Genomic DNA, 24880 nt, shown 5'->3' on the forward strand with positions numbered 1-24880 from the left:
CGAAGCACCGGGTTCTTCATACTATTTGTCAAATCCCATCCTCAATCAAGGAATGTTTGCCGATGTCACGAAAGACCTTTTTCATCACCGGATCGAATTCCGGCTTCGGGCTGGCCATCGCGTCTGCGGCAGTCCAGGCCGGCCACAGGGTGATCGGCACCATGCGCTCGCAAGCCTCGCGCACAGCGCTCGCCAAAACCCTGCCTGGCCTGCGGCCGGTCCTCTGCGACGTCACCGCGTTCGACCGTATCGATGATGTCGTCCGGCAGGCGGAGGAGGAGCATGGGCCCGTCGACGTGCTGATCAACAATGCCGGCTACGGCCATGAGGGCGTGCTCGAGGAGTCGCCGATCGAAGAGATGCGGCGGCAGTTCGACGTGAACGTGTTCGGCGCCGTCGCCGTTGCCAAGGCATTTCTGCCACGGTTTCGCGCGCGACGCCGCGGGTTCATCGTCAACGTCACCTCGATGGGCGGCATGATCACCATGCCCGGCATCGCTTATTATTGCGGCAGCAAATTTGCGCTTCAAGGCATATCGGAGGTGATGCGTGCGGAAATGGCTCCGTTCGGCGTCCATGTGACGACCCTTTGCCCCGGCTCCTTCCGGACGGACTGGGCCGGACGATCGATGGTGCGCACAGCGCGGTCCATCGCCGACTATGACGCCCTTTTCGATCCGATACGCCAGGCGCGACAGGCCGTCAGCGGCAAGCAGCTCGGCGACCCCGCCAAACTGGCGGCGGCGGTGCTGGAGCTGGTCGAATCCGATAATCCGCCGCCGCAGCTTCTGCTCGGCAGCGACGCCCTCAGCCACGTGTCGGACAGGATCGCTCGCCTGCAGCAGGAGATCGAGGCGTGGAAATCCGTCACCGTCTCGACCGACGGCTGAGGGCAGAGGCTTTGCTTTCCGCTTCAACGCGGGATCATCAGCCAGCTTCAGTGGATGATTTTCCCGGCCGCCTCCAGCTTCCGCCTGAACGCCTGTTCCTGTTCGAATGTCTTGTGCGGGAAGTGTTCCCAACACCACCAGCGCGTCGGCACGGCCGGGGATGGGCTGTGGCCCCAGCCTCCCCATTCCTTGCAGCGTGTGCCGTCGGCAAGCCGGTGCTCGCAATAATGCTCGACGATCACATTGGCGCCGGGCGCGCTCGAATGGCCTTCAATGCTCATGGCTGCGCCATCCTTGATTTCCCGCTCTTGATGCTCTCATAGATCATTTCCAGCCGCCTCGAGGCGACATAGGCGCTGTCCTCGTATCCGGCCGATGGCCAATCCAATCGATGGCTGCCGTCAGCCGCCACGATCCAGAACCAGCGATTATCGATCCCTCCGCCTGCCTGTGACCGGAATATCCTTCCGATCTGGGTATCGCCGTCAAAAGCGACGTAATCGTCGCCGGCTTTCTCCTTCCAGGCGTGCCGCCATTTGTACTTGATTTCTCGGCCACTGACATGTTCCCACGATTTCCATGTGATTTGTTCTGGCATGCGTCGTCCTGTCCTCTCGCGAGGTATCTCTTTGACCGCATCGTTGATGGATGGCTCCCGCCCGAGCCGGTGAATTCAGATCAGCGTCGGTTCCGGATCGGGGTCGATCGGATCGATGATGTCAGCCGTGTCATTCTTGGGCGAACCCACATTGCGGCCGATCGGCCACATGGTCATCAGCTCCGCCGGGAACGGTTTCATCAGGTCGTTCGGGTCAGGCTCCGGCGACAGCCAGCGCTCGTAATCCTCGCGGTGCAGGACGACCGGCATGCGGTCATGGATCTGCGCCATCATCGCATTCGGCTCACAGGTCACGATCGCAAAGTTCCGGATCTCGATGCCGGCAGGATCTTTCCATATCTCCCAGATGCCGGCGAGCGCGAAGGGCGAGCCGTCGGCCATGGCGATCGCATAGGGCTGCTTGTTCTTGCCCGTGCCGAAGATATCCTTCCATTCGAAGAAACCGTTGATCGGCACCAGACATCGCCGCGATCTGTAAGCCGAGCGGAACAGGCCATTGGTGGCAATGCCCTCGCAGCGCGCATTGATCGGCGGCGGCCGGCCACCCGGCTTCATCCATGCCGGCATCAGCCCCCAGCGTGCCGAGGCGAACACCGGCCCCATGACATCCGGCTCGCGGACCATGTCGCGAATGATGATCGGATAATCCAGCGTCGGCGCGCCGTTATAGCGCGGAAATCGGTTCCCGAGCGCATCGATCGCGCCGCGCTCTGCGAAGGCGAAATTGCGCACCAGTTCCTCAAGCGATGTCTTGATGTAGACGCGGCCGCACATCCAGAACTCCATTCCGCATATTAGATGTTCTGATTATGTTCTGGGTATTGGAGGCGAGTCAAGGCCGGTCGCTACAACCGACGCCGCCAACGCTTTTCGCCCGTATCAAGGCGAAGTCCGTCAAGCTCCGACCAAGGGGATGGAGAAATTCCGCATTTGGCTTGACAGCCTTCCTACTGGAAGGTAGATCAAAAGCCATGAGCAACCTTTTGACGACGTCCGACGAGATCCTGGCTTCCGCCCGCGCACTGATCATGACCGGAGGCTATAACGGCTTCAGCTATGCCGATATCGCTGCCGTCGTCGGGATTCGCAAGGCCAGCATCCATCACCATTTTCCGAGCAAAACCGACCTGGTGCGCACGCTTGTCGTGCGATATCGCGAAGATGCCGAAGCGGGTATCGCCGGCCTCGAGCAGCAGGTGCGGGATCCGCTGGCGCTTCTCCAGGCCTATGCCGGCCACTGGGCCCAGTGCATCGAGGACGCCAGCAGGCCTTTTTGCGTCTGCGCCCTGCTGGCGAGCGAACTGCCGGCGCTGCCGCCGGAGGTCGCGGCCGAGGTCAAGGCGTTTTTCCGCTTTGCTTCGACATGGCTGACCTCGGTGATGGAACGAGGTTTGAAGGACGGGAGCTTGAGACTGTCGAGCGAACCGCGCGTCGAGGCTGAGGCCTTCATGGCCTCCGTCCATGGCGCCATGCTGTCAGCCCGGGCTTATGGGGCTCCGGAGATCTTCGCCACCATTCTGGCGCCCACCTTGCAGCGCCTGTCTCCGACCGCCACTCGATAAGATCTCCGGCGACATAAGCCCGGAGCGACTCCTATGACCAGTGAAACTACCAACTAGTAGGAAGACAAAATGACCAGAGCTATTCTCCCCGCCAATGATCAAACCACCATCGCATCTGGCGATCGGGAACAGTGGCTGACGCGCTACTATGTCTCGCGCGCAGCCTTTTCCGCAATCTGGGTGGCGGCGGCTTTGACGGTCGGGCGCCAGTCGCCTGCCCTCGCGGCGGGTTTGCTGATCCTCTATCCGGCCTGGGATGCCGCCGCCAACCTGGTCGACGCAGCCCGCAATGGCGGCCTGGCAAACAACCGCAGCCAGGCGGTCAACGTCATCGTCAGCGCGGTGACGACAGCTGCCGTGATCGTCGCGCTGACGATGAGCATGAACTGGGTTCTCGGCGTCTTTGGCCTGTGGGCCATCTTTTCCGGGCTGCTGCAGCTTACAACCGCGATCCGGCGCTGGAAGACCGATGGCGGCCAGTGGGCCATGGTCCTCAGCGGCGGTCAATCCGCGGTGGCGGGGGCCTTCTTCATCGCCCAGGCACGCATGCCGGAACCGCCGTCCATTGCCAATATCGCCGGATATGCCGGCCTCGGCGCCTTCTACTTCCTGGTTTCGGCCGTCTGGCGGAGCGTCACGCAGATGCGGCGGAAGCGGGCCTGAGCCGTCATGCCCGCGGCCGATGGCGGCCAGAGTCCATCCTCGGGACAGGCCCTGGGAAGACAGAGCGCGGGGTGAACGTCCGTGTCGTTCACACCTGCGCCCCGCCGCTATTCCAGAATGACGACGGCTTCAACCTCGAAGAGCATGGGGTCGATCGCCAGCTTGGGAACGGGGATCAGCGTTTGCGCCGGCAGGGTTTCGCCGAACATGTCCTTGACGTTCCTGGTCAACACCTCAAGCTTGGACATGTCGTGATCGACCACGAAAACCGTGAGCTTGGCGACCTGATCCGGCCTGGCGCCGAGCCCCTCGAGAGCGGTGCGCAGATTTGCGTAAGCCTGCTTCACCTGGACGGCGAAGTCGGGCGATAAGGCCCCCGTCCCGTCCTGGCCGCCCTGCCCGGAGATATAAGCGAGCCTGGCCTCGCGGGGCACGATCACCGCCGTGCTGTAGCCATTCGGCGTCGGGTCGTAGAGGTTTTTCGGATTGACGATCTCAAGCTTGAGATCCTTCGCATTGGCTGTCGTCGCAGTGGGAATTGCCATGGTCATGATGATGAGCCCTCCGATAAGCAGATGATTGATTGCGCGTGACATGATTTTTCTTTCGGGATCTGGGGATTGCGAGGAACGACCCTCGCGGCCGGCAGGATTGAATGACTCGTACAATGTACGATCCAATGTCATCGTACGCTGTACGAGTCAATCGGTCAGGATCGACATTCCTGGCATTGTCGGTTTAGATCGGCGTTCTGATCACTAGGGAACACGGATGGCAGCCAAACGCAGCGGCGCTGAGAGCAAACAGTCTCGACGGACGGTCGCCTCACCCCGGCCCGGGCAGGCGCCGCGCGGCGAAGCGCCCCTCTCGCTGGAACGGATCGTGGCGAGCGCGGTGGAACTGCTGGATGCCGAAGGCCTCGACGGCTTGAAGATGCGCCGGCTCGCCGATCGCCTCGGCGCGGGCGCGATGAGCCTCTATTGGCACGTCGGCAACAAGGAGGCGGTCTTCGATCTGGCGCTCGACGCGGTGCTCGAATATCGCCGGCCGCCTGAGATCGTCGCGCCCCAGGACTGGCGCGGGGAAATCATCCATATGCTCGAAGACTGGCGCGCCGGCATGCTGCGCCATCCCTGGTCGGCATCGCTGTTGCCACGCCGGGCGCTCGGCCCGAACATCCTCAGCCGCCTGGAACTGCTGGGCAAGACCCTGTCCAAAGCCGGTGTCGCCGACGCGGATTTGAACGTCGCGATATGGTCGCTCTGGAACTATGTGATCGGCGCCACCATCACCCGGGCGAACTTCGAGCTCTCGGACGACGACAGGGCCGCCGCGCAGAAGCGCCTGACGGATCTCAGTCAACACTATCCGACAATCGAACGTTCCCGCCTGCTGCTCGACAATGATTGGGACGGCGCCTTCCGCAAAGGCCTCGATTTCCTGCTCGACGGCCTGGCTCCGAGACAATGAGCATTCGTCATCATCACCGCCGGATCCAGTCGGCGGAAGCGCGCAGGCACCCATCACCGGGTCATGTCGATTGCGGGCCTGCAACGGCAACTCTCGACCTCCTACGGCGGTAAAGTCAAACTTCGTACCGGCTTCGCTCAGCTTTGCCAGACCCCAAAGGCTGGCCTCGGGACCGTCCCCGGCACGGCCGTCACAATCAGCCACCGGGAAAGCGCCGGTTTGCAAACCGACATTTCTGCGGCCGCGTAGGAACCGATTGGCTTCCCAAGCGCTACACTAGCGGAGCCCCATGAGGTTCACACTCCAATTTGGCCGAGTGAGCGATGAAAAATGGCAAGGCCGTCGTCCTGGTCGTCGAAGACAGCACGATCATTCGGATGGGTGCCGTCGATCTGGTGCTCTCTGCGGGATACGAAGCGCTGGAGGCGTGTGATGCGGACGAGGCAATTCGCATTCTTGAGTCGCGAGACGATGTCGATCTGGTCTTCACCGATGTTCAGATGCCCGGCACGATGGATGGCATCAAGCTATCTCATTACATCAGGGATCGGTGGCCGCCCGTCAGGTTGATTGTTGCATCCGGCGAAGCCATCCTCGAAGAGAGCAGTCTCCCCACCGGCAGCCGGTTTTTCTCCAAACCCTACGACAACCACGTGATTACCGACGCAATGGCCCATCTGCTGTCGATCGGGAATGATGAGTGGATAAATTAAGTGTTTTCTCCCCCACAAGCCATTGTGGGCGCGTTGTCGAAGACGCCGAAGTCCGCAGCGATGTTGAAAACATCACCGCGCGAACCGCAAAGTCGATCGTAGCTCTCGCCCACGACCTGTCGGTGTTTTTGTGGGCGCATATATCCTTTGGCCGGGGGAAGCGCATTTCCTCAGGAATTTCCTCAGGACGTGGGAGACCGAGCAATTTGTCGATCGTCTCTTCTGAATTCAGTCACGGCTGGTCGCTACGACGCAATTCGCGGCGCGCGCTATGACACGGAACTGCCGCGCCTCAAGCCGCGCGTGAGCGCGACCCGAGAGCTTGCTGAAGGCGGCCGGGCGGGCCGCCTCGGCTCCATCAGGCCGTACGTCTGACCATTCTGGCAACGGCGATCAGGATGCAGGCTCCGATGAAGCCCGCGATCAGATAACCCAGCCAGCCGCCCAGGACGACGCCGAAGAGCGACAGGATAAAGTTGGCGACGATGGCGCCGACAATACCGAGAATGATGTTCATGAGCACGCCCATGTTGCTCTTCATCAGCAATTCGGCGAGCCAGCCGGCAATGCCGCCGATGATGATTGCGGCGATCCAGCCGATACCTGCATTTTCCATAGCAATTCCCCATTGTGAAATACGCCGGCTATCGCGTCTCGCAGGTCGAGCTAAACCGATTACCAAGCGACAAGACTATAACCTTCGGCGGCGCCAGTTGGTTCCATAAGCCCCCGCCCCCAGCGGTCATGTGCGCCTCGCGATCTGATCCGTCATTTGTCGGCCGCGGGCCAATCGTTGGAAGGTTCCTCTATCACCTCGTCGTCCACGGGATCGAGGTCGCGCTCAAGGGCTGCGCGCAGATTGCCGATCTCCTTGATGATCGCATCGAAGACGTCCTGCTGCCTGGCCCCGGCCTCAACGCAGTCGTCGACGAGATGCGCCAGCTTGGCGCGAAGCCCGACTTTCCAGTTATTTTTGCTCATGACCTTCTCCTCCTCTGTCCGACAGTTCCCACCGCCGTTGATAGCCGGGCGGCGGCTTCCGCCTGGCGTTTCGTTGCACATCGCCGCTGTTCCTGACATCGATCGGCGGCGTCGACGATCGTCATTCATCCCGCTTTCTTGCGGACGCTTCGGCCCGTGGCGCGGCTTGTCGCCGTCGTCCAGAGAAAGGCGGGAAACCATTGGCGCCCGGTGCGCCTGTAGCCGCTCCTCCCCCATCACCTTACCAATCGGTAAGTTGTGGCCAAGCCGTGCTCTCGGCTAAATCTCGCCATCCAGGCATGCCGGGGATCGGGCTGATGCGAATCCTGCTTATCGAGGACGATACGAAGACGTCCGATTATATCGCCAAGGGCTTCTCCGAGGCAGGGCATGTCTGTGACGTCTTCGACGACGGCCGCGACGGGCTGTTTCAGGCGCAGCGCGAGGCCTATGACGTTATCGTCGTCGATCGCATGCTTCCGGGCCTCGACGGGTTGGCGATCGTGCGTTCACTTAGGGCTGCCAAGGTCGGCACACCGGCGCTGTTCCTGACGTCGATCGGCGGCGTCGACGATCGGGTCGAGGGGCTGGAGGCGGGCGGCGACGATTATCTGGTCAAACCCTTCGCCTTCTCCGAGCTCCTGGCGCGCGTCAATGCACTTGGCCGCCGCCCGCCGGTGCAGGAGCAGAGGACGGTGTTGAAGGTTGCCGATCTCGAGCTCGATCTGATCCGCCGGGAGGCCCGCCGCGCCGGGCAGATGATCGAGCTGCAGCCGCGCGAATTCACCCTGCTCGAGGTGCTGATGCGCGGCGAAGGCCGGGTCATCACCAAGACGATGCTGCTGGAACGGGTCTGGGATTTCCACTTCGATCCGAAGACCAGCGTCGTCGAGACCCATATCAGCCGGCTGAGAGCCAAGGTCGACAAGCCGTTCGAGGCCCAGCTTCTGCACACCGTCCGCAACACCGGATACAGCCTGCATGCGCCTCGAACAGGATGATTTCAGGCCCATCGGCGTGAAAATCTCAAATCCTGTTCGCAATCTAAAGAGCAAGAGCATGATGTCGTCCGAAAACCGCGCACACTTTTCGGCATCATGCTCCAGCCTGCGCAGGAGCACGCCGTTCCGGCTTGCCGTCACCTTCGGCGTGCTCTTCGTCGTCGCCTTCATCTTGAGCGGCACGATCATCTATCACATGCTGCGCCTCGGCCTTGCGCGCGATCTCGAACAGTCGCTGGGCGAGATGAATTCGCTGATCGTCTCGACCTACGAACCCAATGACACCGAGGATCTGGTCAACACGCTGAACAATTATGCGAGCTTCCAATCGACCTCCGACGGGCTTTATTCGCTGACCGATGCAGGCGGGCGCAAACTTGCCGGCAATTTCGCCGCACCCCGCATCCCGAACGGCGTCTATACCGTCACCTCAGGCGATGTCGGGCTGAAAGGGCATGAACGCTATCGGATGCAGGTGTCGACCGTCGGCCCCTACAGCCTGGTGGTGGCGGAAAACTTCAACGATGTCGACGAGATGCTGAGGATCGTGCTGGTGAGCTTCGAATGGGCCGCCGCGATCGTCGTGGCGACGGCGATCGGCGGCGGCGTCTTTCTTGCCGTTCGTGCCCAGGCGCGGCTGGACAGCGTCGCCCACACGATGAACGACGTCTCGCACGGCGCGCTCGACGCCCGCATTGCCATCAGCGGCAACGGCGACGATCTCGATATGGTGGCGCTCCAGATCAATGCGGCGCTGGAGCGGCTGCAGAGACTGGTCGAGAGCATGCGGCAGGTGAGCGCCGACATCGCCCACGATCTGAAGACGCCTCTCAACCGGCTGCGCCTGACGCTGGATGCCGCGGTGGCTGGAAATGACCGGCAGGCGGATGTTTCGGCTCTGCTGGACGATGCGAGACACGAGAGCGACCGGATCAACGCCACCTTCGAGGCGCTGCTGCGCATTTCCCAGATCGAGGCCGGCGCCCGCAAGGAGCGTTTCCAGGCGACCGACATCGATGCCGTGCTGGCCGTGATTTCCGAAGTCTATGTCGATGTCGCGGAAGATGCGCGCCAGTCCTTGACGATCGCGGAGCGCTGTCCCGCGCTCATTTGGGGCGACCGCGATCTGTTGACGCAGATGATCGCCAACCTGGTGGAAAACGCGATCAACCACTGCCCGGCCGGAACCGACATCACGGTTTCGCTCCGCCGCCAGGGCGGCCGCGCCGTCCTCTCGGTCGCCGATAGCGGCCCCGGCATTCCCGCCGGCGAAAGGGACAAGGTCTTCCGGCGTCTCTACCGGCTCGACAAGAGCCGCACGACACCGGGAAGCGGCCTCGGACTCAGCCTCGTCAAGGCCATCGCCGAGCTGCATTCGGCTGACATCACCATGGCGGACAATCATCCCGGTCTCATCGTTTCGGTCAGCTTCCCGCTGATGCCGGGGGAGCGGTTCTAACCGCTCATCCCCGGGGGAGCGGTTCTAACCGCTCATCCCCAGGGGAGCGGTTCTAGCCGCTCATCCCCAGGGGAGCGGTTCTAGCCGCTCATCCCCGGGGGAGCGGTTCTAGCCGCTCATCCCCAGGGGAGCGGTTCTAGCCGCTCACCCTCCAAGCCGCGAGACGGCGCAAGCGGCGCGCAAACCGGCGCACCTCAGCGGCCGTGCGATAGGGCAGGACGCTCCATGGCCGGCGGCGGCCAAGCCGGTATGCCGAAAGCCCTGCCTGTATCTGGGAACAGGGATCCGCCCTTTGGCTCACCGGCGCCGGCTCAACGAAGCAGGCGCTCAGCCCCTCATCGAACTCCAGATCGAAGGCGAGATCATAGGGCAGGCACATGGGCAGAAGCGCGCCAGCAATCCACCCGGCCGCGTTGCGATTGATCAGATAGGCGCCGGACCCCTTCTCGCGGGTGAGCGCGATGGCAAGCGAGCGCGACGCGGTCAGCGGCTCCACCTTGTGCTTTTTCCCGGAGCTGACGGTGGACAGACGCAGGATGTCCCAGCGCGCCTGGTGCTCGAGGGCGGCATCGAGCAGCTCGGCCAGATCGTCATCGAAATCGAGATCGTCTTCCAGAATGAGCGCGAACTCGGCATTGCTGGCGAGGAAGCGCCTGGCGCATTCGACATGGCTGAGATAGCAGCCGATCTCGAAAGGGTTCGGCCGGCGGCCGTGCCGGCTGAGATAGGCCGCTTCGTCGAAGCCCGGATGCGGCAGGCTTAGGCCCGCGCCATCGACCGCGGCCACGCGCTCGAAGGCAAGGCCGACGCTTGCCAGCAGGCGCTCCATTCGAAATCTGCGCAATGGCGCACGGTCGAGATTGATCAGGTAGGTGTTGACCCGCAGGCTGACCGGATGAATGGCCGGCATAAGGGCGGCAGGTGCGGCGCGCATATTCATGAGAGAGCTACCTCGACTTGGCAATGACGGCGCCAAGCTGCGCTCCAATCCTCACGGGGACCTCGCCCCAGCTATACATTTTCGTAAAGTGGCCGGCAGAGTGCCCAGGCCTGCATTCTTACGGATTGGTATAGTCCCGGCAAAGGACGCGTAAGAATGCCGCGCTACCAGCTCTCTTGCGACACGCAGCGGGCCCTTCCCTTCCCCCGATCAGAATGCAACCAACGCGCCTTCGATGACGATAGCGACCCACTGCGTGCCGCACCGGATGATCCTTGGCTTGAGCACGCCGCTCAGCGCCCTCACCCACCACAGACGGAGACCAACGATGAAACCACGTGCCAGATTGCTGCCCCTGCTTGCCGGAGCTGCCATTCTCGCCTGCTCGGCCGGAACAAGCTTTGCCGCCACCGTGATCAATGTCACGGAAGATGGAGAGGGCGGCGGGGCGATGTCGCTGAAGCTCGACCCGCCAACGGTGAAAGCCGGCCCCGCGACCTTCGCAGTCCACAACGATGCGATGACCGAGCAGCATGAAATGGTCGTCGTTCGCCTGAAATCTCCGGACCTGCCCATCCCGGTCAACGCCACCAAGAATCGCATCGATGAATCGAAGCTGAAAAGCCTGGGCGAGGTTTCCGATCTGAAACCAGGCGCCAGCGGCAAGCTGAACGCCAGGCTGACGCCGGGGACCTACCTGCTCTTCTGCAACATGAAGGGCCACTACGAAGCCGGGATGCAAGCCAGGCTGACGGTTACGCCGTAGGGCGTGCGACTGCCCGCTCGGCGGCGAACAGCTCTCGCCGCCGAGCAGCGAACCGCAGGAAAGGCCAGCGCCGGACGATGAAGGAACCGCTCCCGCCTCATTCGCCGGCATAGCGATTCCCTCTTGGCGCGGCCCGTCCGATTTGCAGGCCTCTGATGGCGGACGGCCTGCCGCAGACATGACAAAACGCGCTTTTTGCGCTACTACTTGACGCCGGAAATGATTGTCAGCCAGGGGGAGCGCCATGACCTCGTATGACTCTGACAAGGCCGCCAAACTTCATCGCGAATTGCATAGCCACCTTCCGCCGGCACCGGCGTTGCGTCTGAAGGCCCTGGAAACGGTTCTGACCGAAAAGGGCTTTCTCGGTGCCGATGCTGTCGACATGTGGCTCGACAACTATTCAGAGAATGTCGGGCCGATGAACGGCGCCAAGGTGATTGCACATGCCTGGACGGATCAAGCCTTCGCCGATCGGCTGGCGGGGAATGCGATCTCTGCTTTTGCAGAGGTGGTGCCAAGCGTCGAGCCGGACTACAATCTGCGCGCAGTCTTCAACACGCCGGATGTTCACAACCTGATCGTCTGCACCCTGTGCTCCTGCTATCCGCTCGGCATCCTCGGCATGTCGCCTTCCTGGTATAAATCGACCGAGTACAGGGCGCGTGCCGTCCGCAATCCTCGTGGCGTCCTGCAGGAGTTCGGCATCGTGTTGCCGGAATCCGTAGAAATCAGGGTATGGGATTCAACATCCGATCGTCGTTACATGGTCATTCCGCAGCGGCCCGACGGGACCGAAGGCTGGTCGGAACAGCAGCTTGCCACGCTCGTCACCCGCAACTCGATGATCGGCACGGCCAGGGATCTCGCACCGAGGGCCAGTTGATGGATACTATCCACGATCTCGGCGGCAGACAGGGATTTGGGCCGGTTTTACACCAGTTCGATGATGACCAGCGCATGTTTCCTGAAGAATGGAAAGCACGTGTCTGGGCGATTGCGATGATGTCGATGTCGAAACTCAGCCAGGAAGAAACCGGATGGACGCTCGACTGGTATCGCCACGTTCTGGAACGGTTGCCGCCCGACCTCTATCTCCGCTTCGACTATTTCGAAAAGTGGATGCTGGCAATGATGGTCACGGCGATCGATGAAGGCATTGCAGATGTCCAGGAATTCGTGGACGGGCATGCAAGGTCTGCGACGATGCAGTTGCGCCATATGCCGCCGCAGGCAGAGAGCGCGAAAACCATTGATTCCTTCAAACCCGGCGACAAGGTCCTCGCCAAGCGAGACAGCGGTTCGATGCACACCCGTTTGCCATCCTACGTGCGAGGGCGCCGCGGTATCGTCGAAAGCGTGACAGGGCCGCAGCCTCTGCCGGATCTTTCCGCGACCGGCAGAATTTCCATCGAGCAGACCTACGCGGTTCGCTTCGATATGAAGGAGCTTTGGCCCGAAGCGGCTGACAGCCGCGACGTGCTGCTGATCGACATGTGGGAGAGCTACCTTGACCCGGCCTGAGATTTCCCGTGCTTCTCTTCGATCTCGCGACCGAAATCCCGCCTTCCAGGAGCAATGGCATGCGCAAGTCGTCGCGATTGTCGAACTGCTGCTCGCTTCGGGAAAACTGGACCCGGAGGACTGGTCGCAAACCCTGGGCGCGGAGCTCGAAAAGCGCGCACGCGCTGGCGAGACCGACGACGATGCGACCTATTACGGGGCGTTCAAGGCGGCCCTCGAACTTGTTCTCGATCGTACCGGAATAGCGTCTTATTCGGAAGTGGATCGGCGCGAGAGCGCATGGCGTCAAGCCTATCTCAGCACGCCTCATGGCAGGCCGGTGGCGCTCCCAGGCTAATGCACCGAGGCCGAGACCTGAGTTCAAACTTTGCCGACGCAGCGAACTCTGACTATACAGCTCGATCGGGCAAACTCCTGCCCCTCAGGCATCCTCGAACAGTCTCTGAAAAGGGGAAAATCTTGGCCGAGAATGATTATGATGCGTTCGCGGCGGCTTATGACGCCGATAACGAGGTCAATGCCTGGAATGCCTATTACGAGCGGCCGGCTATTCTTGCCCTGGTTGGCGACGTCGCCGGGCTTTCCGTGCTCGATGCCGGATGCGGCGGCGGGGCGCATGCGGCAGCGCTGATCGAACGCGGGGCTGTTGTGACCGGGATCGACGCAAGTGCCGGCATGCTTGATATCGCGCAACGTCGCCTGGAAGGGCGCGCGCGCCTGCTGACCGCTGATCTCAACGAGCCCTTGCCATTCGGGGACAAGGCTTTCGACCTGATCCTTGCCTCGCTCGTCCTGCATTATCTGCCCGACTGGTCGAGGCCGCTTTCGGAATTCAACCGGCTGCTCGCGGCAGGCGGTCGCCTGGTTTTTTCCACGCACCATCCCTTCATGGATCACGCCTCGACCGGCCGCGACAATTATTTCGAGACCTACAGCTTCGATGAGACCTGGCAGCGCGGCGGAAGGGAGATCGCCATGCGCTTCTGGCATCGGCCGCTGCACGCCATGTTCGAGGCGCTGAAGTCGGCCGGATTTCAGATCGACATCGTCAGCGAGCCCCAGCCCGACCCGCAAGCCCGCACGCTTTTTCCGCAGGCCTACCAGAGCCTGACGACCAAGCCGCGGTTCCTGTTCTTCTCGGTGGTGAAAGCGTGACGACGGGCGCTGGTACCGGGGTCTGTTGACTCTCTCGGGCGTGGTGTTCCGAGGTCGCGGAGCTATCCCTGCCTTTGAAATAGCACCGCCAGACGGCGGCTTGCGTATCGAAGGATAAGGCTGCTTTACCGCCCTTTGCTGCCGTTCGAGGTCGATCCAAGGAACGTGCTATGTGTTAGGATGCGGCCCGAAGGCGGAATGCGACAGACGCACTGCGAGGGGCGGTGTGATCGCACCCGAATTTGCGCGACCGAGAGCCGACGTTCAAAGGGGAGACGAGGACGATGCCGACACCACAGCAACCCAGTCTGATAGTTCGACAGAAATCCCCACCGAATATCGAGTTTCCGTTTGCGTCGCTCTCCGATTGGCTGATCCCGACCGAGCAGTTCTTCGTGCGAAACCATTTCCCGTCGCCGGACCTCGATGCGCGAGACTGGAGATTGCGCGTTGGCGGGGCGGTGGAGCGGCCGATCGAACTTGACCTCGACAGCATCAAGGCGATGCGGAGCACGACTTTATCAGCCGTCGTCGAGTGTGCAGGGAACGGGCGCGTCTATTATGAGCCGCCGAAGGAGGGGTTGCAGTGGCAGAACGGAGCCGTCGGCAATGCCGCGTGGACAGGTGTTCTTCTGCGCGAGATTTTGGAAATGGCGGGCGTTAAGCCAACCGCATGTGAGGTTCTGCTCGCAGGCGCCGACAGCGGCGTCGTCGACACGAACAAGAAAACGGCTTCTCCCGGCCCCATCGCTTTTGCGCGCAGTTTACCGCTTGAGAAGGCCATCGCTGACAGCACGATCCTTGCCTATTCGATGAACGAGGCGCCGTTGACGCGCGATCACGGCTACCCGCTGCGCGCGGTCGCGGGTGGCTGGTTCGGCATGGCTTGGGTCAAGTGGATCACGGATATCACGGTTGTGGAGCAACCGTTCCTTGGCTACTGGCAGGCGCGCGACTATTTCCGCTGGGAGCGCAACCTCGGGGAACCCAGGCTGGTCCCCCTTGCGGAGATGGAGGTCAAAGCGCAGATCGCGCGTCCGGTCCAGGGGGCGCAGCTCATCGCCGGCCAACCGTACCGGATTTTTGGAGCCGCCTGGAGCGGAGAGGCTCCTATCCGGCAGGTGCAGGTCTGCACCGGAGATGGCAGGGGCTGGCGCGAGGGAAGGCTCCTCGAAACAGAACGTCCCTTTGCATGGCGCTTGTGGGAGTACATGTGGACCCCTGAAGAAGTGGGGCGATATACACTGCGATGTCGCGCTGTCGATGGGGCGGGGAGCGTGCAGCCCGAGCTCCAGCGTTCCGACTGCGAGAGCTACGCGGCCAATTGGATCATTCCGGTGGAGGTTACGGTCGTTCCCGAGCCACAGACGTACCAGGAGGAATTCGTGATCTGATCACCCGCTGGGGCGGAATGGCGGCTTTTGGCGCTTTGTTGCCGTGACGCTTCGACGGCAAACCCCGATGGCAGGGCTGCTTCTGTGCTTCATCTTCGAAAGCGGACGAGATCTTCCAATTCACTATCACCCATTGACGTGAACCGGTTTCACCCCAATACGGTCAGGCCAGCCAGACAGACAACAGGAGTGCAAAGTGAGCGAACCGACCGTAGCCGATGCAACAAACCGCATTTATGAGTCGCTCCAGGCTGATAACGCCGAAATCGACGCGCATATCGCCACTCTCAAGGCGGCGTTGACGCGGGCGGGTTTAAAAGAGGCCGTATTCGACCCGGCCAGGCTCGTGCAGAATAACCGGTCTGGCAGGAAGCGAATGCAGGCCTACTTTCGGCAGCGCGGTGTCATGGTGACATTCTCAGCCTCGTGAAGCCTTCCCATCAAGGCAGACGGCTGTAATCACCCTCCGTGGGGCCCGACACCACGCATTGGCGTCGGACGCGGAAGGTCACGTCGAGGTACCTGGCTCCCATGTTTCAACACCCGCAATCAAAGATCATCGCTCAAGACGCGTGCCATCATCCATCTCTCCAAAGTGGATCTTGAATCAGCGCTGTCACTCACAATCGATTCATCGATCGCAGGATCTGCTCTAGCCTTACCGGGATCGAGCCACTGGTCTCTACCGTCGTGAGGCCGATGGGAACGGAGAGGCTGCCGCAAGTCTCTTCTCCCCTCGGGGAGAAGGTGCCGGCAGGCGGATGAGGGGGCCACATAGCACACCCTCCCAAAACAACCTGTCCTGCGACGCCGTGCCCCAGCACCCTGAACACGGTCGAGACAATGCCGTCGCGGCCGAAGCCCGCATGGACGTTGTTGAAAGACCGGCTTCGCCGGTCCCCTCATCCGCCCTACGGGCACCTTTGCCTGGGTCGAGCCACCGGTCTCAACTCGTCCTTCGGACCCCCGCTGGGGAGAAGAGGGAATCGAGATGTCGCAGCATGCCCCCCGCCCCGCTCCCATCCGTGTCTCCACGCCGCTGCTGATGGAGGCCGAGCGTGGATCCTCGGGTCAAGCCCGAGGACGACGGAGGGTGGGGTGAGCTTTGGAGCAAAAACAGCGATGGCGGATGGGATATGGTGGCTTCAACGGATTAGCCCGACTTTTCTGCGGAAGCGGGGATCGACGCGCAGCCGACCCGCCGACTGCGGCCACAGGGGCCGCTTCACATGGCATTAGGCGCTCCACTTCTTGAGAGGGTCGCGCGCCGCGCTTCATTTGCTTCGATCAGCGCAACAATGTCGCTAACTTCCCATAGCTTGTCAGTAATACCGGCGGCCATCGCAGGCGTCATCCGCAGCGATTTATGAATGCGGACGAAATTGTAATGCATGAAATGCAAAGCGACCGCATAGGCGTGGTTTTCAACTTTCTTTGAAAAGGCATTGGGGAAGCGCTTTGACCGACGCATATGCATGGTTAGGCTCTGGCGCTCGACGGAAGACTTGTTTGCAAACGTCTGGTCGGGATTGCCGATGATCAGTATCTTCTTTGCGCCAATGCATTCATCGAAGGATGGACGAACGCTCACGCCATGCTTCGGGGGCGGGCCATAAATCTTGACCAACATCGTGTAGTCGATATCGGCGCCAAAGGCTGCTTCGACAGCTTCAAGATAGGCCTTGTGGCCATCGGTCGTAAGTTGGATTCGATTGGCGATGCGGGAAACAAGATCTTCCATGAAAGCCGCGCCATACTCAGCATCGCGGCCACCGACGAGATAGGACACGATCAGCTTGCTATCAACATCAAGCGCCGTCCAAGTCCATGTGTCGCCAGCCCATTCCAGCGCCGACTCGGCATCCTTCACATTCTTTTCCTTGCTGTAAGCGAACGACCAGATTTCATCGCATTGAATGCGGCTCGTATGGATACCTCGTATAGTCTGATCGTGGTACTCAGCACACACTTTGCCTGCATCAACCAAGAGCTTGGCAATCGTATTTTTACTCATCCCCATGACACGTGTGATCCCGCGGATCGACTGCCCTTCACACAGCATGTCAAGGATTTGAGAGCGGGTTTTCTTATCGAGCTTGTTCATGACCTGAATATATCAAACTCCTGATTTTATCCAAGCATAAGTGTCAGTTTAACGCATTGCGTTCAGTCGACTATTTACATCATCTGGGAGGTGATTTAGTATGATTCCGCATGAAGATAGAGTTCGCGGACAAAAGCCTCATGCGCATCTGCACAGATGAAGCCCACAAGCTAGGGCTTCCATTTGCCGTGATAAAGACGGCAAGGAACAGGATTATTCAATTGGAAGCCGCAACTGACGAACGCGATCTGAGGAACCTCAAGAGCTTGAACTACAAGAAACTGCAAGGTGACAAAGAAGATTTGAGGCAGATCCGTATCAACGATCAGTACCGGATCGTCTTCAGCTTGTCGGGGGATGAGAAGCCTCCAGTCATTACTATCACTGAAATCGGCGACACCCATTAAAGGAGGGCACGACACATGAATTTTGCTTCAAGTCTATCCGATGTGCCCCATCCCGGAGAGTTCATTCGCGAAGAGCTAGAGGCGCGTAGCTGGTCGCAGCGCGATCTGGCATATATTTTGGGCATTCATGAACAGGCCGTAAATCTGATCACGTCTGGAAAGCGCGGGATTAGCCCTGAAATGGCGAAAGCGCTGGGGAAGGCATTCGATGTTTCTGCCGAGTACTTCGCTAATTTGCAGAAGGCGTTTGAAATGTCGAACGCACGTGAACCTGACCCGGCCATCGAGAAGAGAGCCCTTCTGCAAAGCTCTTACCCTGTGCGCGAAATGATAAAGAGAGGTTGGCTGGCTGATACTGACATTGGGCTTCTAGAAGCCCAGATGCTGCGGTTCTTTGGCAAGAATTCCCTGTCTGACGTTCCCTATATGGCGCATGCGGCGAGAAAGAATACTGACTATACGACCACTACACCGGAACAGATCGCGTGGCTATTTCGGGTCCGTCAGATTGCGTCGGAAATGATTGTAGCATCTTACTCCGAGAATAAGCTTCGCGACTTTGTTGCTCTCATGCCGCGCCTAATGGTCGATCCTGAAGAGGCCCGACATGTGCCTAGGCTTTTGGCAGATTGTGGAATCCGATTTGCGGTGGTCGAAACCCTCCCAAAGGCAAACATCGATGGGGTTTGTTTCTGGTTGGACGAGAAGTCTCCTACGATAGGGATGACGATCAGACATGATAGAATTGATAATTTTTGGTTCGTCTTGCGGCATGAATGTGAACACGTATTAAACCGAGACGGCCAAGGAAATCTGGAAGATCAAAGTGTTGATGATCTCGATGGTGAAAAAGGTGGCACTGGCGATGACCTACCAAAGGTCGAGCGGGTTGCCAATATAGCAGCCGCCGAGACCTGCGTTCCACAAGACCAGCTTGAGTCGTTCTATATTAGAAAGTTCCCCTACATCTCCGAAAAAGACATGTTGGGATTTGCAAGGCGAATACAGCGACATCCTGGGATCGTCGTTGGCCATCTACAACGCAAAATGAATCGGTATGACTGGCTCACCAAGTATAAAGTGAAGGTCCGTCATCACATCATGGATAGCGCCGTCACAGACGGCTGGGGTGTTCCCGCAAGCGTATCACTTTGAGGAAGGCACTATGGCCAGTTACAAAGAACAGCTGCAAAAAGCATGGCATGCGTATGAGAAGGAGCACGGCTCGCTCCCTGCCACGACCAGGGAGGCCGTACAGTGGGGCGTGGAGCGGGGAATGATCTCCATGCCTGAAGTGGACCCGTTTGCAAAATTGTCTGCTGATATGGCGGATGCCCTTCGCGAAGAGTATGCAACCGATGCCGAGGGCCGGCGCTTCCGCGTAAATCACGCGGTGCGTGTCTCCAAGGCAGGAGTTCAATACACGTTCTGGGCGATGATGACAGATGCCCCACGCGGGCACATGCAGAAAGCGTTCATACAAAGACGCGAGCAAATCGTCGGTGACTGCGTGCAATTGGCCACGGACGTCGAGGCATATAATGCGATGAAGGCTGATCAGCCCCCAATTCCGATGCTGCTTGATTTCCGGGATGACGTAGAAGAGCGTCGCAATTGGGATGAAAAGAAAGTCGCTTAGCTCTTCTTCCATCTAGCGGATGCTGCTATTCGAGCGATTTCTGACCTTTGCACAGGCGTTAGAGATTTCGCCCGCGACGCCCCGCCCTTCAAGCCACGTTTTCTCGCGCTGGCAAGTGGCTCCTTATCTTGGGCTTCTCCCGTTGCCAAATCCACAATGACCTTGGCTAACTGGTTCGGGTCGCGAGGGCGTTTAGGATGGCTAGGCATGAAACACCTCGCCGCATTTGCATCTGACGAGCGTTTCCTGCCGATAATTTGAATATTTTTCTAGCGACATTCCCTCTGGAAAACTATCGATCATGAAGCCGGGATGGCGCATGAATGCGTAGTCGTTCTCGGAAACGAGCGCAGTTCCGGAATTTCCGCATTGAGGACAAGTCAGTTTTATCTCGAATTCGTCCCTGCTAGCCATTTGCCAAATATCACACGGTACCCGGTAAATTCCTAGCTCACATAACCCTCGCCCCGCGCAACGCCGTCAACCCCCGCCGCAACCACAGCAGCTGCTGCGGCGGCATCTGCCGCAAATGGTCGTAGTCCATCACCGTGACATTATAGACCGTGCTCCTGACCTGCGGTCCATCAGGGCAGCGCAGCAGGATGCCCTGCAGGGCCATCATGCGGTTGCTGGCCTTGCGGGCGCGGTCGGCGTGGGTGTCGGTCACCTCGCCTTCGTGGCCCTTGACGGCAAAGAGCGATTGCGCCCTCGGGCTGGGGGCCGGGATGCCTGTGGTCTTGTGGTAGCGGGCGATTGCCTCGGCATAGTCGTCGCCGGCCTGGCGCTGTTCGGCGGTGATCAGGCCGTCGAGGAAGATGCGGCCGAGGGTATAGCCGGCAAAGGGGCTCTTGACCGTCTCGTCGGCCACCGTCCTGTCAAAGCCGTGGATGCGGCGGCGGGCCGATATCGCCACGCTGATATTCTCCTTCTCGGTTTCGAAGGGCTTGATCTTGCCGCAGGGAAAACGCTCGACATTCTCCTTGCGCGGCCGGCCGGCGCCCTTGTTGACCCGTCCTGTCTTCACCTTGGTGGCTTTGCCGCCCATGCTGATCGTCCTTCTATCGAATGATGCCGTTTCTGAGTGCCGCGGCGACCAGCGCCGTATCCTTGAAGACGCCGAGCCGCGCCTTGGCGTTTGATATGTGCGTATTCACCGTGATGTGGGAGATGCCGAGAATGGTGCCGATCTCGGCTGCCGTCTTGCCCGCCGCCATCCAGCGGATGATTTCGGTTTCGCGTGGGGTGACCTTGCTCATGGCTCTGCATAGCCATCGATGCAGGGCACGCGCGGCATCGTCACATGGGCGCCTGATATGGTCACCCGCGTCACGCGGTCGGGGTGGCGGATCGGCTGGACGGGCGGGCCCGCCTTCGGCTGCGGATGCCAGGCGTCCTGCCGGGAGGGAAACCTGTCGCGGTTGCGGGATGCCATGTTGATGACGGTGTTCTTCTTCGAGCCGAACATGACGGCGATTTCTCTGGCCGACAGCCCTTCCTTCCAGAGTTTTTCCGCCTTGACGATCTTGTCTTCCGTCCAGAATGTGATGGTCACCTCAATGCCTCCTCATGTCGTGCGGCCCTTGCAATGATCGGGTTGTCGGGGAACATCCTGGCGAGCTCCCGCTTGGCGTTGCGGCTGCCATTGGCGGCGTCGCGCAGCAGCTGCATCTTGTAGGCGGCGACCTTCGGCTGCGGCCTCTCCGGCTCGGCCTCCATGCGCGGGCGGCTCTCCGCCTCGATCGCCGCCTGCTGATGGCGGCATTGCTCGGCGAAACTGGCGCAGCTCGGAGCGAAGGCGCGGTTATGATCCCGGACCTTTCCGCAGATGAAGAGTTTGGCCGCCTGCCAGACCGCCTCCAGCGGAATGCCCTCGATCGCGACGAGATAGGCGCGGATCTGCATGTCGGGATCAGTGCCTGCGGATGCCGGGAAACCCGAAAGCATCCCAGCTATGATCTTCACCGGAGAGGAAATCTCTTGCGGCATCCACTGTCGTCCTTCTCGTACTGCTGTTGATCGACCCGGCTTCCCTCGCCTTCTCCTTGAGGTACCAGTCGCATTTGATCGCCTGCCAGCCGCGGAAGATCTGCATCTCGGCGGCGCCGACCGGGTCGCCGGTCGCCAGATATTCCCGCGCCTGCATCCTCGCCGCATAAACCGTCAGCGGCTTCTTCAGCGTGCGTTTGCGATGCTCGATGATCGCCGCTGCCAGCTCCTCCCCCAGCACCGGGCTGAGGATGTCCATGATCTCCTGGTTCATTGTGTCCTTCGCCATGCGATGTCCTTTCCCGATTGAGATGGCCGGCCTCAAACCCGCAGCCGCCGTCGGCCGCCGGCGAAATTGACCGGCGTGCCCGGCTTGAGGGGGCGGCGGGGAAGGCGGCGAATCTCCGCGCCGGCATGGTCCTGCTGCGTGGTGTCGCCCTTCTCGGCGCTTCGAAGCGTGTGGATCTCGGTTTCGACAGACGGCACCGCCGTGCCGAGGATGGCAGCGATTTCGATATAGTCCCGGCCGGAGCGGAAGAGCTCGAGCGCGTTCATGTGGGTGCCTTGCTGCGCCGGGGCGGCCTTGAGCTGGAAGCTCATCGCTTGATCCTTCTTTCGAACGCGGTTCGCCGTTCCCGCCGAAGCGGGTGCTGCCAACGTCTTTGATTTTTCACGGATGACGACCGGAGCCCGGCTCTGTTGCGGAGCAAAAGCTCCGGTCGTCTGCCAGGCCGCCGCCTGGGTCGGGCACGAGCGCGCCCGGCGGGCACGACATCGTCGCGCCCGGGATGCCGGCGTCGCCGAGGGAGGGCAACGACGCCAGCCACCGATAGCCGTCAGGGAGGAGTGAGGCTGTCGGGATCGGGGATCGGAAGAGCGCCGGGGGCGATCTCCCGCAGCTCTTTCGGGCTGGTCGGCCGGCTGCAAGTCTCGCAGTGGCGCTCGATCACCTCGGCGATCGACAGCGCCTTGCCGCAATTCGGGCAGCCGGTGTAGCGGGCGGGCGGGGTGGAGATGGTCACAGCGACTCCACCTCCCGGTTGGCGTTCAGCACCTGCTGCAGGGCCTTGGCGAGGAAGGGGATATCCTCGTTGCGAACTGGTATCGCGGACATCCGCCCTCCCCTTGGCCCCTGCGGCCGGTGAATGACGACGCCGGTCGGCACGACGTCCATGGCGAGCCTATCCTCCGAGGAAATGGTGAACCTCATGGCGCCCCTCCAGTCCGAAAGGCTGAAACGTTGTTGATGATGTCGGTGTTTGTCATGGCGATTAGGGTACAATTAATACCCGATATGTCAAGCACATTAGGGCATGACATGTACCTTAATTTAGGGTATTTTTTATATCATGTTGAAAGATCAGGAACAATTTGAACGCGAAGAACGCGCAAAGCGCCTCGTCATGGCCAGGAAGAATGCTGGCTTTGCCGGGCCGAAGGCGATCGTCGATCGGTTCGGCTGGAATGCGAATGTCTACAAGGCGCATGAATCCGGCCGCAACGGCTTCGGCATCGCCGATGCGAAGAAGTATGCCCGCGCTTTCAAGGTCAATCTCAACTGGCTGCAGTTCGGCACCGGCAATGCGCTCGATCCGGATGAGCTGCCGGTCTCCGTCGCCGATGTGCCGAAGATCTCCTGGGTCAGCGCCGGCCAGCTCAGCGAGCAGGCGCCGATCACCGACTTCTCGGAATTCCCGACGGTCGCCGCCCTCGATCTGCCCGATGGCGAATGGATCGCGCTCGAGGTCGAGGGCAATTCGATGAACAAGATCTCGCCGCCGGGCTCGATCATCTTCGTCAATCTGCGCGACAAGCGCCTGGCGCCGAACGCGCTTTATGTCGTCGCCGACGAAACGGGCGCCGCGACCTACAAGCGCTATCGCCCGAACGACAACCCGCCCTTCCAGCCCGCCTCCTACGAGGACGTGCCGCCGCCGGAATTCCAGGGCGCCGTCACCATCGTCGGCCGCGTCCGCCGATCGATCATCGAGATGTAGGGATGAGAGCGCAAGGCGCGGAAACGATGCCGCGAAGCAATCAAATTCAATAGGAAAAACAGAACGATCCGTCCTTCATCTCGCGCCGGCAGAATCTGGTTCTACATCGTCACGGCGGCGGTGTTTCTCCTGGCATACAGCGCGCGCGGGAGATGTACGGCCTGTAGGATTTCGCTCCGAAGCCCGCCGATCCCCAGCTGTGATCACGAGGGATATCGGACCGATGCATCCTCCGAAAGCACAAATTGCGGAAGCTCCGGATGCCGTTTACGCACCACCCGCGACACCGCCACCAGGATGGACCGGATGGCGGCGGGAAACATGTCCTTCGGCAGCGTCTCCTCCCACGGATCGTAGAATTCGGTGATGCCAGGCCTGCCTCGATCACCTCGTCGGTGATTTCGATTTCGCTGCGCGTGGCCCGCCTCTTTTTTCTCGTAGCTTCATACTCCAACTTCAGTTCTCATTCCTCTCTCTTCAGCTTAGGAGGAGAAGGTTCCTGAAGGCTGGTGAGGGAGGGTTCCGGCCAAAGCTTCCCCCTACCCCATGAGCAAAGCCCATGAAGCCGGGAGAGCATTGGCCAAGTCCTGAAGGCCGGAGCCGGGATGGGACACGTGCCAGAGGGGCCATTCGCTTCGCCCTCGTCCTGATTTTCTGACAGCGCACTTAAGGACTTTCGCTTCCCGCGCCGCTGGGCTTCGTCAGCTCGGGAGTTGCACCCGGTCGCCCAATCACTGGCGACACACATACGCCTACGATTCGTACCTCGTCAATCCAATAGGTATTTTTTATACCTTTTTCCGTTGACGCGATCGGGTATAATAAATACCTTAATCTCAGAAGCCGACCAGAGGCGCGAGAGGACAGGCGATGCAGCACATTCGCAAGATCGAGACCGAGGAAAGCAAGCGGGACGCCCGCTGGAATGCGGCGCGCACGATGGGCGACTGCCGCGCCTATATGGCCAACGAGGCCCAGCGCATGGGCGCCCTCGGCTTTGCCTTCCTGCGCCGTCCCGAACATTCGATCCGCGGCCCATCCTGGCTGCGCGGCGCTGCGGCCAGCGTCGAGGAACACTACCGCTATGCCCGCGAGATCATGGGCATCACCGACACCGATCAGCTTTACGCCTGAGGGGAACGGAGATGTCTGCCGCCAATCCCACATCCGAACCATCGACCGAGCGCCCTTCCCGTCCCGCCGCCCGACGGGCCGGAGCAACCGAAAAGACCGGCGCCACGGCCCGTTTCACCGCCGGGGCGCCCGATCTCCTGGAGGCGCTGGTGGAGGCCGAACGCTTTTTCGACGGCAGCGACGATCACGGCTGCCCGCTTCACCAGAAAATCCTCGCCGCCATCGATACGGTGAAAGGCGGCGCATCATGAGCGATTGCCTGATCAAGGCCTTTTCCGGCTGCGCCTGCCCGCCCGGCGACTGCGCGCAAAAGCCCGTCACCCCGGCGCCGCTCAGCTTCGTCTCGTGGCGGACCCAGGCGATCGCCTGCCTCGCCTTCGGTTTCCTCGCGGCGATCATCTCGGCCGGCTGGATGGAGACACAGTTCAAAACCCGGGATCTGCGATACCAGGAACAGGTGTCATGGAAGTGAGCCA

General features: G+C 60.7%; 37 protein-coding genes and 1 pseudogene. 22 read left to right on the forward strand and 16 right to left on the reverse strand.

Annotated features, from left to right (window positions below):
- Positions 1-62: 62 nt before the first annotated feature.
- Positions 63-890 carry an oxidoreductase gene (locus FHT69_RS18835; RefSeq protein WP_183905790.1) on the forward strand — a complete coding sequence of 276 codons (828 nt, stop codon included), beginning with the start codon at positions 63-65 and terminating at the stop codon, positions 888-890.
- Between the two features lie 47 nt (positions 891-937).
- Here the strand turns inward: FHT69_RS18835 and FHT69_RS18840 are convergent, their stop codons facing one another.
- The 3 genes from FHT69_RS18840 to FHT69_RS18850 form a co-directional block, all read right to left on the reverse strand.
- Positions 938-1171 (reverse strand): hypothetical protein, encoded by a 234-nt coding sequence (locus FHT69_RS18840; protein ID WP_183905791.1) that lies wholly within the window; start codon positions 1169-1171, stop codon positions 938-940.
- Positions 1168-1488: a hypothetical protein gene (locus tag FHT69_RS18845; RefSeq protein ID WP_097542782.1), complete on the reverse strand. Its 321-nt coding sequence runs from the start codon at positions 1486-1488 to the stop codon at positions 1168-1170. Before FHT69_RS18845 ends, FHT69_RS18840 begins: the two co-directional genes overlap by 4 nt.
- A gap of 75 nt (positions 1489-1563) precedes the next feature.
- Complete coding sequence (locus FHT69_RS18850) at positions 1564-2283, reverse strand: SOS response-associated peptidase (protein ID WP_047614460.1); 720 nt, start codon at positions 2281-2283, stop codon at positions 1564-1566.
- Positions 2284-2480: 197 nt separating this feature from the next.
- On the opposite strand from FHT69_RS18850, the gene FHT69_RS18855 reads away from it, so the two are divergent.
- Together FHT69_RS18855 and FHT69_RS18860 are read left to right on the forward strand one after the other, a co-directional pair.
- Positions 2481-3071: a TetR/AcrR family transcriptional regulator gene (locus FHT69_RS18855; RefSeq protein ID WP_047614076.1), complete on the forward strand. Its 591-nt coding sequence runs from the start codon at positions 2481-2483 to the stop codon at positions 3069-3071.
- 69 nt (positions 3072-3140) lie between these two features.
- Positions 3141-3734, forward strand: coding sequence for a DUF308 domain-containing protein (locus FHT69_RS18860; RefSeq protein ID WP_063476548.1), 594 nt, complete (start codon positions 3141-3143; stop codon positions 3732-3734).
- A 107-nt stretch (positions 3735-3841) separates the two neighbouring features.
- On the opposite strand, the gene FHT69_RS18865 is transcribed toward FHT69_RS18860, so the two are convergent.
- Positions 3842-4330: a RidA family protein gene (locus FHT69_RS18865; protein WP_183905792.1), complete on the reverse strand. Its 489-nt coding sequence runs from the start codon at positions 4328-4330 to the stop codon at positions 3842-3844.
- 175 nt (positions 4331-4505) lie between these two features.
- Between FHT69_RS18865 and FHT69_RS18870 the strand changes: the two genes are divergently transcribed.
- From FHT69_RS18870 to FHT69_RS18875, 3 genes and pseudogenes are all read left to right on the forward strand, one after another.
- Complete coding sequence (locus tag FHT69_RS18870; protein WP_183905793.1) at positions 4506-5204, forward strand: TetR/AcrR family transcriptional regulator; 699 nt, start codon at positions 4506-4508, stop codon at positions 5202-5204.
- Positions 5205-5221: 17 nt separating this feature from the next.
- Positions 5222-5361, forward strand: a pseudogene (locus tag FHT69_RS34825) (histidine kinase); the annotation flags it as partial.
- 166 nt (positions 5362-5527) lie between these two features.
- The gene (locus FHT69_RS18875; protein WP_183905794.1) at positions 5528-5917 is read left to right on the forward strand and encodes a response regulator; all 390 of its coding nucleotides are present in this window, start codon (positions 5528-5530) and stop codon (positions 5915-5917) included.
- A 358-nt stretch (positions 5918-6275) separates the two neighbouring features.
- Here FHT69_RS18875 and FHT69_RS18880 read toward each other — a convergent pair whose 3' ends face one another.
- Together FHT69_RS18880 and FHT69_RS18885 are read right to left on the reverse strand one after the other, a co-directional pair.
- A complete protein-coding gene (locus FHT69_RS18880; protein ID WP_183904303.1) occupies positions 6276-6533 on the reverse strand; it encodes a GlsB/YeaQ/YmgE family stress response membrane protein in 258 nt (85 codons plus the stop codon).
- Between the two features lie 152 nt (positions 6534-6685).
- Complete coding sequence (locus tag FHT69_RS18885; RefSeq protein WP_183904302.1) at positions 6686-6898, reverse strand: hypothetical protein; 213 nt, start codon at positions 6896-6898, stop codon at positions 6686-6688.
- A gap of 317 nt (positions 6899-7215) precedes the next feature.
- Here FHT69_RS18885 and FHT69_RS18890 point away from each other — a divergent pair, with 317 nt between their 5' ends.
- On the forward strand, positions 7216-7899 hold the full coding sequence (locus FHT69_RS18890; RefSeq protein WP_097542920.1) for a winged helix-turn-helix domain-containing protein: 684 nt from the start codon (positions 7216-7218) through the stop codon (positions 7897-7899).
- A gap of 58 nt (positions 7900-7957) precedes the next feature.
- Positions 7958-9358: a sensor histidine kinase gene (locus tag FHT69_RS18895; RefSeq protein WP_097542921.1), complete on the forward strand. Its 1401-nt coding sequence runs from the start codon at positions 7958-7960 to the stop codon at positions 9356-9358.
- A 136-nt stretch (positions 9359-9494) separates the two neighbouring features.
- On the opposite strand, the gene FHT69_RS18900 is transcribed toward FHT69_RS18895, so the two are convergent.
- Positions 9495-10298: a glycosyltransferase family 25 protein gene (locus tag FHT69_RS18900; RefSeq protein ID WP_097542787.1), complete on the reverse strand. Its 804-nt coding sequence runs from the start codon at positions 10296-10298 to the stop codon at positions 9495-9497.
- Between the two features lie 328 nt (positions 10299-10626).
- Between FHT69_RS18900 and FHT69_RS18905 the strand changes: the two genes are divergently transcribed.
- The 7 genes from FHT69_RS18905 to FHT69_RS18935 all read left to right on the forward strand — a co-directional run bounded on the left by FHT69_RS18905 (position 10627) and on the right by FHT69_RS18935 (position 15567).
- Positions 10627-11064, forward strand: a complete 438-nt coding sequence (locus tag FHT69_RS18905; protein WP_047614059.1) for a copper resistance protein — start codon at positions 10627-10629, stop codon at positions 11062-11064.
- Positions 11065-11308: 244 nt separating this feature from the next.
- Positions 11309-11950, forward strand: coding sequence for a nitrile hydratase subunit alpha (gene nthA, locus FHT69_RS18910; RefSeq protein ID WP_047614057.1), 642 nt, complete (start codon positions 11309-11311; stop codon positions 11948-11950).
- On the forward strand, positions 11950-12588 hold the full coding sequence (gene nthB, locus FHT69_RS18915; protein ID WP_047614055.1) for a nitrile hydratase subunit beta: 639 nt from the start codon (positions 11950-11952) through the stop codon (positions 12586-12588). The genes nthA and nthB overlap by 1 nt, the downstream gene beginning before the upstream one ends.
- Complete coding sequence (locus FHT69_RS18920) at positions 12575-12925, forward strand: hypothetical protein (RefSeq protein ID WP_097595201.1); 351 nt, start codon at positions 12575-12577, stop codon at positions 12923-12925. The genes nthB and FHT69_RS18920 overlap by 14 nt, the downstream gene beginning before the upstream one ends.
- Positions 12926-13047: 122 nt before the next feature.
- Complete coding sequence (locus tag FHT69_RS18925; RefSeq protein ID WP_132574062.1) at positions 13048-13743, forward strand: class I SAM-dependent methyltransferase; 696 nt, start codon at positions 13048-13050, stop codon at positions 13741-13743.
- Positions 13744-14027: 284 nt separating this feature from the next.
- Positions 14028-15137 carry a sulfite oxidase gene (locus FHT69_RS18930; RefSeq protein ID WP_183905795.1) on the forward strand — a complete coding sequence of 370 codons (1110 nt, stop codon included), beginning with the start codon at positions 14028-14030 and terminating at the stop codon, positions 15135-15137.
- A 196-nt stretch (positions 15138-15333) separates the two neighbouring features.
- Positions 15334-15567, forward strand: a complete 234-nt coding sequence (locus FHT69_RS18935) for a hypothetical protein (RefSeq protein WP_063476538.1) — start codon at positions 15334-15336, stop codon at positions 15565-15567.
- A 795-nt stretch (positions 15568-16362) separates the two neighbouring features.
- Here FHT69_RS18935 and FHT69_RS18940 read toward each other — a convergent pair.
- Positions 16363-17241, reverse strand: coding sequence for a helix-turn-helix domain-containing protein (locus FHT69_RS18940; protein WP_183905796.1), 879 nt, complete (start codon positions 17239-17241; stop codon positions 16363-16365).
- A gap of 110 nt (positions 17242-17351) precedes the next feature.
- On the opposite strand from FHT69_RS18940, the gene FHT69_RS18945 reads away from it, so the two are divergent.
- The 3 genes from FHT69_RS18945 to FHT69_RS18955 are packed head-to-tail and all read left to right on the forward strand — an operon-like array spanning position 17352 to position 19287.
- Complete coding sequence (locus FHT69_RS18945) at positions 17352-17648, forward strand: type II toxin-antitoxin system RelE/ParE family toxin (protein ID WP_183905797.1); 297 nt, start codon at positions 17352-17354, stop codon at positions 17646-17648.
- Between the two features lie 15 nt (positions 17649-17663).
- Positions 17664-18803, forward strand: coding sequence for a HigA family addiction module antitoxin (locus FHT69_RS18950; RefSeq protein ID WP_183905798.1), 1140 nt, complete (start codon positions 17664-17666; stop codon positions 18801-18803).
- Positions 18804-18813: 10 nt separating this feature from the next.
- Positions 18814-19287, forward strand: coding sequence for a hypothetical protein (locus FHT69_RS18955; protein ID WP_183905799.1), 474 nt, complete (start codon positions 18814-18816; stop codon positions 19285-19287).
- Between the two features lie 451 nt (positions 19288-19738).
- On the opposite strand, the gene FHT69_RS18960 is transcribed toward FHT69_RS18955, so the two are convergent.
- The 8 genes from FHT69_RS18960 to FHT69_RS18995 form a co-directional block, all read right to left on the reverse strand.
- Complete coding sequence (locus tag FHT69_RS18960; protein ID WP_183905800.1) at positions 19739-20332, reverse strand: hypothetical protein; 594 nt, start codon at positions 20330-20332, stop codon at positions 19739-19741.
- Positions 20333-20345: 13 nt separating this feature from the next.
- Complete coding sequence (locus FHT69_RS18965; protein WP_063476536.1) at positions 20346-20543, reverse strand: response regulator transcription factor; 198 nt, start codon at positions 20541-20543, stop codon at positions 20346-20348.
- Positions 20540-20839, reverse strand: a complete 300-nt coding sequence (locus FHT69_RS18970; protein ID WP_097623287.1) for a GcrA cell cycle regulator — start codon at positions 20837-20839, stop codon at positions 20540-20542. The genes FHT69_RS18965 and FHT69_RS18970 overlap by 4 nt, the downstream gene beginning before the upstream one ends.
- The gene (locus FHT69_RS18975) at positions 20836-21231 is read right to left on the reverse strand and encodes a hypothetical protein (protein ID WP_183905875.1); all 396 of its coding nucleotides are present in this window, start codon (positions 21229-21231) and stop codon (positions 20836-20838) included. The genes FHT69_RS18970 and FHT69_RS18975 overlap by 4 nt, the downstream gene beginning before the upstream one ends.
- Positions 21197-21562: a hypothetical protein gene (locus FHT69_RS18980; RefSeq protein WP_097623288.1), complete on the reverse strand. Its 366-nt coding sequence runs from the start codon at positions 21560-21562 to the stop codon at positions 21197-21199. Before FHT69_RS18980 ends, FHT69_RS18975 begins: the two co-directional genes overlap by 35 nt.
- A gap of 32 nt (positions 21563-21594) precedes the next feature.
- The gene (locus FHT69_RS18985; protein ID WP_183905801.1) at positions 21595-21873 is read right to left on the reverse strand and encodes a sigma-70 family RNA polymerase sigma factor; all 279 of its coding nucleotides are present in this window, start codon (positions 21871-21873) and stop codon (positions 21595-21597) included.
- Positions 21874-22109: 236 nt separating this feature from the next.
- Positions 22110-22295, reverse strand: a complete 186-nt coding sequence (locus FHT69_RS18990) for a hypothetical protein (RefSeq protein ID WP_047614037.1) — start codon at positions 22293-22295, stop codon at positions 22110-22112.
- Positions 22292-22483 carry a hypothetical protein gene (locus FHT69_RS18995; RefSeq protein ID WP_047614454.1) on the reverse strand — a complete coding sequence of 64 codons (192 nt, stop codon included), beginning with the start codon at positions 22481-22483 and terminating at the stop codon, positions 22292-22294. The genes FHT69_RS18990 and FHT69_RS18995 overlap by 4 nt, the downstream gene beginning before the upstream one ends.
- Before the next feature lie 139 nt (positions 22484-22622).
- On the opposite strand from FHT69_RS18995, the gene FHT69_RS19000 reads away from it, so the two are divergent.
- The 4 genes from FHT69_RS19000 (at position 22623) to FHT69_RS19015 (ending at position 24876) form a co-directional block, all read left to right on the forward strand.
- Positions 22623-23270 (forward strand): S24 family peptidase, encoded by a 648-nt coding sequence (locus tag FHT69_RS19000; protein ID WP_007627142.1) that lies wholly within the window; start codon positions 22623-22625, stop codon positions 23268-23270.
- 870 nt (positions 23271-24140) lie between these two features.
- Complete coding sequence (locus FHT69_RS19005; RefSeq protein ID WP_097542798.1) at positions 24141-24404, forward strand: hypothetical protein; 264 nt, start codon at positions 24141-24143, stop codon at positions 24402-24404.
- Between the two features lie 11 nt (positions 24405-24415).
- Positions 24416-24655, forward strand: coding sequence for a hypothetical protein (locus FHT69_RS19010; protein WP_047614030.1), 240 nt, complete (start codon positions 24416-24418; stop codon positions 24653-24655).
- Entirely contained in the window at positions 24652-24876 is a 225-nt protein-coding gene (locus FHT69_RS19015; RefSeq protein WP_183905802.1) for a hypothetical protein, read from the forward strand. The genes FHT69_RS19010 and FHT69_RS19015 overlap by 4 nt, the downstream gene beginning before the upstream one ends.
- The last annotated feature ends 4 nt before the right edge of the window (positions 24877-24880 follow it).

It is taken from the genome of Rhizobium sp. BK008, assembly GCF_014197345.1.
In the GTDB taxonomy this organism is placed as follows: Bacteria; Pseudomonadota; Alphaproteobacteria; order Rhizobiales; family Rhizobiaceae; genus Rhizobium; species Rhizobium anhuiense.